At 65.5% G+C, this 4,741-nt stretch carries 5 protein-coding genes; 4 read left to right on the top strand and 1 reads right to left on the bottom strand.

Annotation, left to right across the window (positions count from 1 at the left end):
* Positions 1–112: 112 nt before the first annotated feature.
* Positions 113–565, bottom strand: coding sequence for a MarR family winged helix-turn-helix transcriptional regulator (locus CGZ93_RS12640; protein ID WP_094364527.1), 453 nt, complete (start codon positions 563–565; stop codon positions 113–115).
* A 55-nt stretch (positions 566–620) separates the two neighbouring features.
* On the opposite strand from CGZ93_RS12640, the gene CGZ93_RS12635 reads away from it, so the two are divergent.
* From CGZ93_RS12635 to istB, 4 genes are read left to right on the top strand one after another with little or no spacing between them, the layout of a single operon-like run.
* A complete protein-coding gene (locus tag CGZ93_RS12635; RefSeq protein WP_094364526.1) occupies positions 621–965 on the top strand; it encodes a VOC family protein in 345 nt (114 codons plus the stop codon).
* Positions 962–2,179, top strand: coding sequence for an MFS transporter (locus CGZ93_RS12630; RefSeq protein ID WP_229117423.1), 1,218 nt, complete (start codon positions 962–964; stop codon positions 2,177–2,179). Before CGZ93_RS12635 ends, CGZ93_RS12630 begins: the two co-directional genes overlap by 4 nt.
* Positions 2,180–2,202: 23 nt before the next feature.
* A complete protein-coding gene (gene istA, locus CGZ93_RS12625) occupies positions 2,203–3,843 on the top strand; it encodes an IS21 family transposase (protein WP_094364525.1) in 1,641 nt (546 codons plus the stop codon).
* A 10-nt stretch (positions 3,844–3,853) separates the two neighbouring features.
* Positions 3,854–4,636, top strand: a complete 783-nt coding sequence (istB, locus tag CGZ93_RS12620) for an IS21-like element helper ATPase IstB (protein WP_094364524.1) — start codon at positions 3,854–3,856, stop codon at positions 4,634–4,636.
* Positions 4,637–4,741 lie beyond the last annotated feature (105 nt).

Genomic DNA, 4,741 nt, shown 5'->3' with positions numbered 1-4,741 from the left:
TGGCTCTGTCGGTCAGATCCGACACCACTTGTCGGTCAGCTCTGACACCACGAGCAATCGATGAGATGGCATGTCGATTGGTTTCGACACCGGGGTCGCCGACGTGGGTTGGTCAGGCGCGGAGGCTGCTTGCCTCGGGGACGACGCACGCCGCGAGGTCCTGGCGTAGCCGAAATTGCTGCTCAGGGGACAAGGGGGCGAACACTTGCTTCTCTGCGGCGCGAACTGCAGTGCTGGCCCGGCAAAGCACCGCTTGCCCGCTCTGAGTGAGCATGCTCGGTAGCGCGCGCCCGTGGGGTGCTTGGTCGGGCCGGGTGAGGAGTTCACGCTCCTGCAGCCGGCGCAGCACGAGATTCATCGACTGCCGGGTCACGAAGGCGCGACGGGCTAGTTCGGAGTTGGACAGTCCCGGGTTCTGCCCGAGTAGCTCCAGGCAGGCGTACTGGGGAACAGTCAGGTCCAGGGGTCGCAGCGCCTCATCCATCGCAGTGCGGAGTGAGGCATGCACCTGCTTGAGGACGTAGCCCACCGACAGCTCCAGTTCGCCGACCAACTCTTGCCCCATGTCAGCATTCTGACATACGCTTGATGTCAACACACTGACATCAGGAGGTAGATCCATGACTGGCAACGTCACGTACTTCGAGGTCCCCAGCAGCGATATCGAAGCGACCCAGCGGTTCTGGGGCTCACTGTTCGGCTGGACGTTCCGCGAAGGGAACTTTCCGGGCTACTCGATGATCGACGGGCCCACGCCGATGGGGGGTGCGCCCCACGAGGATTCGTCGCGCCACCCCCGGATTTTCTTCGCCGTCGAAGACATCCACGCCGCGGTGGCGCGGGTGCGTGAACTCGGTGGCACAGCCGAGGACCCCGTGTCGATCCCGTCCGGCGCGTTCGCTCACTGCGTCGATGACCAAGGCGTGGAGTTCAGCCTCTCCCAGGAACCGGGAGAACAGGCTTGAGCCAGGCCGACCCGCGAGTGGACACCGCGATTTCAGGCTTGGTCAAGCCGCTGCTTCCGCTGGCTGTGGCAACCTTCGCGGTCGGGACCGACGCGTTCGTGATCGCGGGTCTCCTGCCGGCCATCGCCACCGACCTCGACGTGAGCGTCGCTGCCGCCGGGCAGCTGGTGACGGTGTTCGCGTTGACACTGGCGGTCGCGGCCCCGGTGCTGAGTTGGCTGCTGAGCTCGCTCGATCGACGGAAGGCGCTCCAGCTCGCGCTAGCCGTGTTCGTCGTCGGGAACATCGCGACCGCGTTGAGTCCGAACTATCCGATCATGATGTCAACTCGGGTCCTCACCGCTCTCGGTGCCGCGTCAATCACGGCATCGGCATCAAGTGCGGCTGTCGCGATCGCGCCCGAAGAACGCCGCGGCCGGGCGATGGCGATGGTCATCGGCGGCCTGACCCTCTCGACCGCGCTGGGCATGCCGCTGGGCAACTTGATCGGCAGCTTCGACTGGCGACTCACTCTGTGGGCCGTGGCGGGACTGGGGGTGCTCGCCGCCTTGGGGATCTCGGTGTGGTTGCCGAGGGTGTCGCTCCCAGCCGTCAGCTTGACCGCCCGTGTTGCGCCGCTGCGCCAGGTCAACGTGCTCACGATCCTGATAGCGACGACGCTGGTCATGGCCGGGCACTACACCCTCTACACCTACATTGGCGCGATCACCGCCGACGCCACGACCGACACGTTCCCCCAAGCGCTCACCTTGATCCTCTTTGCCTGGGGCCTTGGCGTCCTGGCCGGCAACTTCCTCGCCGGGCTCTGGGCGGACAAGCGATCAGGCCTAGGAGTCGCAGTGGCCGCACTCGGCAGCGGCACCGTGCTGCTCGCGGTCAGCCCGCTCACCGTCGGCCACCTGGTAATCGTGACCGTCTGGGCCGTCGTCTGGGGAGCAACTGACGGCATGGCCTCGGTGGTGCAGCAACACCGCCTGGTGGCGATCGCGCCCGCATCCGCACCACTGCTGTTCGGGCTCAACTCCTCAGCCATCTACGTCGGCGTCGCGATAGGTGGCGTTCTCGGCGGCGTGTCTCAGGAGTGGTTCGCCATCACCCTGCTCGGCATTCCCGCAGCCGCCATGGCGCTGCTCGCCACGCTGATGACCATCGCTGTGGGGCGACGGAGCAGGCGTGAACGAAGAGCACAGAGTCAGGTCGAGTACGCCCGCTAGGACGAGGGCGTGCACCCGAAGCCATGGATCAGAGTCGAGTGGAGTTGTTTGCCGCGATCCGGCGTGATGCTCGCGCTGGGATGTCGAAGCGGGCGTTGCAGCGAAAGCACGGCGTCGGGTATCGCACCGTCGCCGCCGCCCTTGTGTCGGCTTGGCCGCAGCCTCGTAAGGAACCTCCGCGACGTGCTTCACGGCTGGACCCCTACCGTGAGGTTGTCGACGGGTGGCTGCGCGATGATCTGGATGCGCCAAGGAAGCAGCGGCACACCGCGAAGCGGATCTACGACCGTCTTCTCGACGAACACGACGCCCGAGGCGCCGTCTCGTACGGGATGGTGCGCGACTACGTCGCCACCAGGCGGCGCGAGATCCGGATCGAAGCCGGTCGAGGACAGTCGGACGGGTTCGTGCCTCAGGAGCACTTACCCGGCCGTGAGGCCGAGGTCGATTTCGGCGAGGTCGCGATCAAACTGCGCGGCGAGCTGGTCACCTGCACCCTGTTCTGTCTCCGCCTCTCCTACTCCGGCAAGGCCGTGCACCGGATCAGCGCGTCAGCTGGGCTGGAGGCATTCCTCGAAGGACACACGCACGCGTTCCGCGTCCTGGGCGGCGTACCCACAGGCAAGACTCGCTACGACAACCTCAAGGCCGCAGTCGCTCAGGTCGTCGGGTTCTCCAGGCAACGGGTCGAGACCGAACGCTGGACCGCGTACCGGTCCCACTACGGGCTCGAGGCCTTCTACTGTCAGCCCGGAATCCAAGGTGCCCACGAGAAGGGAGGGGTCGAGGGGCAGATCGGCTGGTTCCGTCGCAACCACCTGGTCCCCGTTCCGGAGGTCGATTCAATCGCCGAGCTCAACGCGTTGGTCGATGCCTGGGACCTTGAGGACGAACAACGCCGGATAGGTACTCGGGCCCACACCATCGGGGAGCACTTCGCAAACGAGCTCCCACTGCTACAGCCACTGCCAGATGAGAACTTCGAGACCGGCCTCTGGTCCGCCCCGCGCGTCAACAGGTACGCCCAGATCACGGTCCGGATGAACACCTACTCCGTCCCCGTCCGATACATCGACCGCAAGCTTCGGGTGCTTCTGCACGCGTCCCAGCTGGTTGTCTACGACGGGCGCACCGAGGTTGCTCGCCACGAGCGACTGATGACCAAGGGCGGCACCCGAGTCGAGCTGGACCATTACCTCGAGCTCCTACTGCGCAAGCCTGGAGCGCTTCCCGGCGCGACCGCGCTGGAACAAGCTCGCGCCGCTGGCCGGTTCACCCCGATCCACGACGCCTGGTGGGCAGCAGCCTGCAAGATCCACGGCGACGCCGAAGGCACCCGGGCACTGATCCAGGTGCTACTCCTGCACCGCCACCAGCGACACGAGCAAGTTGTCGCCGGAATCGCCGCAGCGCTCAAGGTCGGGGCACTGACCGCCGACGCCGTCGCCCTGGAAGCCCGCAAATTCGCCGACGATGAGAACGGGGCGGGCACTCCGGGAGTGCTTCAAGACGACGAACATAGGTCGTCCTCGTCAACCGTTCGATCGCTCACCGAGCAGCGCCTCCGGACCAGGCTCCCCGAAGACGACCGGCCGTTGCCATCAGTCGATAGGTACGACGAACTCCTGCCAAGCCGAACCCACCTACGAGCCGAACCTTCCTGAGGAGCCCACCATGAACACCCGTCGACGCGGCATGACCGAGGAAGCTGCCGATGCCTCGATCGACCAGGCGTGCCGCATGCTCCGACTTCCCACTATCCGCCAAGAGTTCGCCGACGGTGCCGACCGCGCGGCCGCAGAACAGATGTCCTACCGAGGGTTCCTCGCCGAGCTCCTCCTGGCTGAATGCGACGACCGTGCCCGCCGCAGGTCCGAGCGACGGATCAAGGCCGCAAAGTTTCCACGCGAGAAGTCCCTACGGGCGTTCGACTTCGACGCCAACCCCAACATCGACGCCGCGACCGTGCACACCCTCGCCAAGTGCGAGTGGGTCAAGAACGGAAAGCCGCTCTGCCTCATAGGGGACTCCGGCACTGGCAAGAGTCATCTGCTCATCGGGCTCGGCACTGAAGCCGCGATGGCTGGCCACCGGGTCAAGTACACCCTGGCAACCAAACTCGCCAACGAACTCGTCGAAGCCGCCGACGAGAAGGTCTTGTCCAAGACAATCGCCCGCTACGGCCGCGTAGATCTGCTCTGCATCGACGAGCTCGGATATATGCAACTTGACCGTCGCGGCGCAGAGTTGTTGTTTCAGGTTCTCACCGAACGCGAAGAGAAGGCCTCCGTCGCGATCGCCTCCAACGAGTCGTTCTCCGGCTGGACCAAGACCTTCACCGATCCGCGACTCTGCGCCGCCATCGTTGACCGCCTCACCTTCGGCGGCACCATCATCGAGACCGGCACCGACTCCTACCGCCTCGCCCACACCAGGCAGGCAGTCCAGCGCGGCTGAGCCCCAGAAGCGGTGTCGAAGCTCATCGACAGAGACGACCGAGATCAGGCCCAAGCGGTGTCGGATCTGACCGACAAGTGGTGTCGGATCTGACCGACGTGACCA

This window comes from Enemella dayhoffiae (assembly GCF_002250625.1).
GTDB classification, from domain to species: Bacteria; Actinomycetota; Actinomycetes; order Propionibacteriales; family Propionibacteriaceae; genus Enemella; species Enemella dayhoffiae.
Note: the sequence above shows the minus strand (reverse complement) of the source record. Positions and strands in the feature narration are given on the sequence as shown.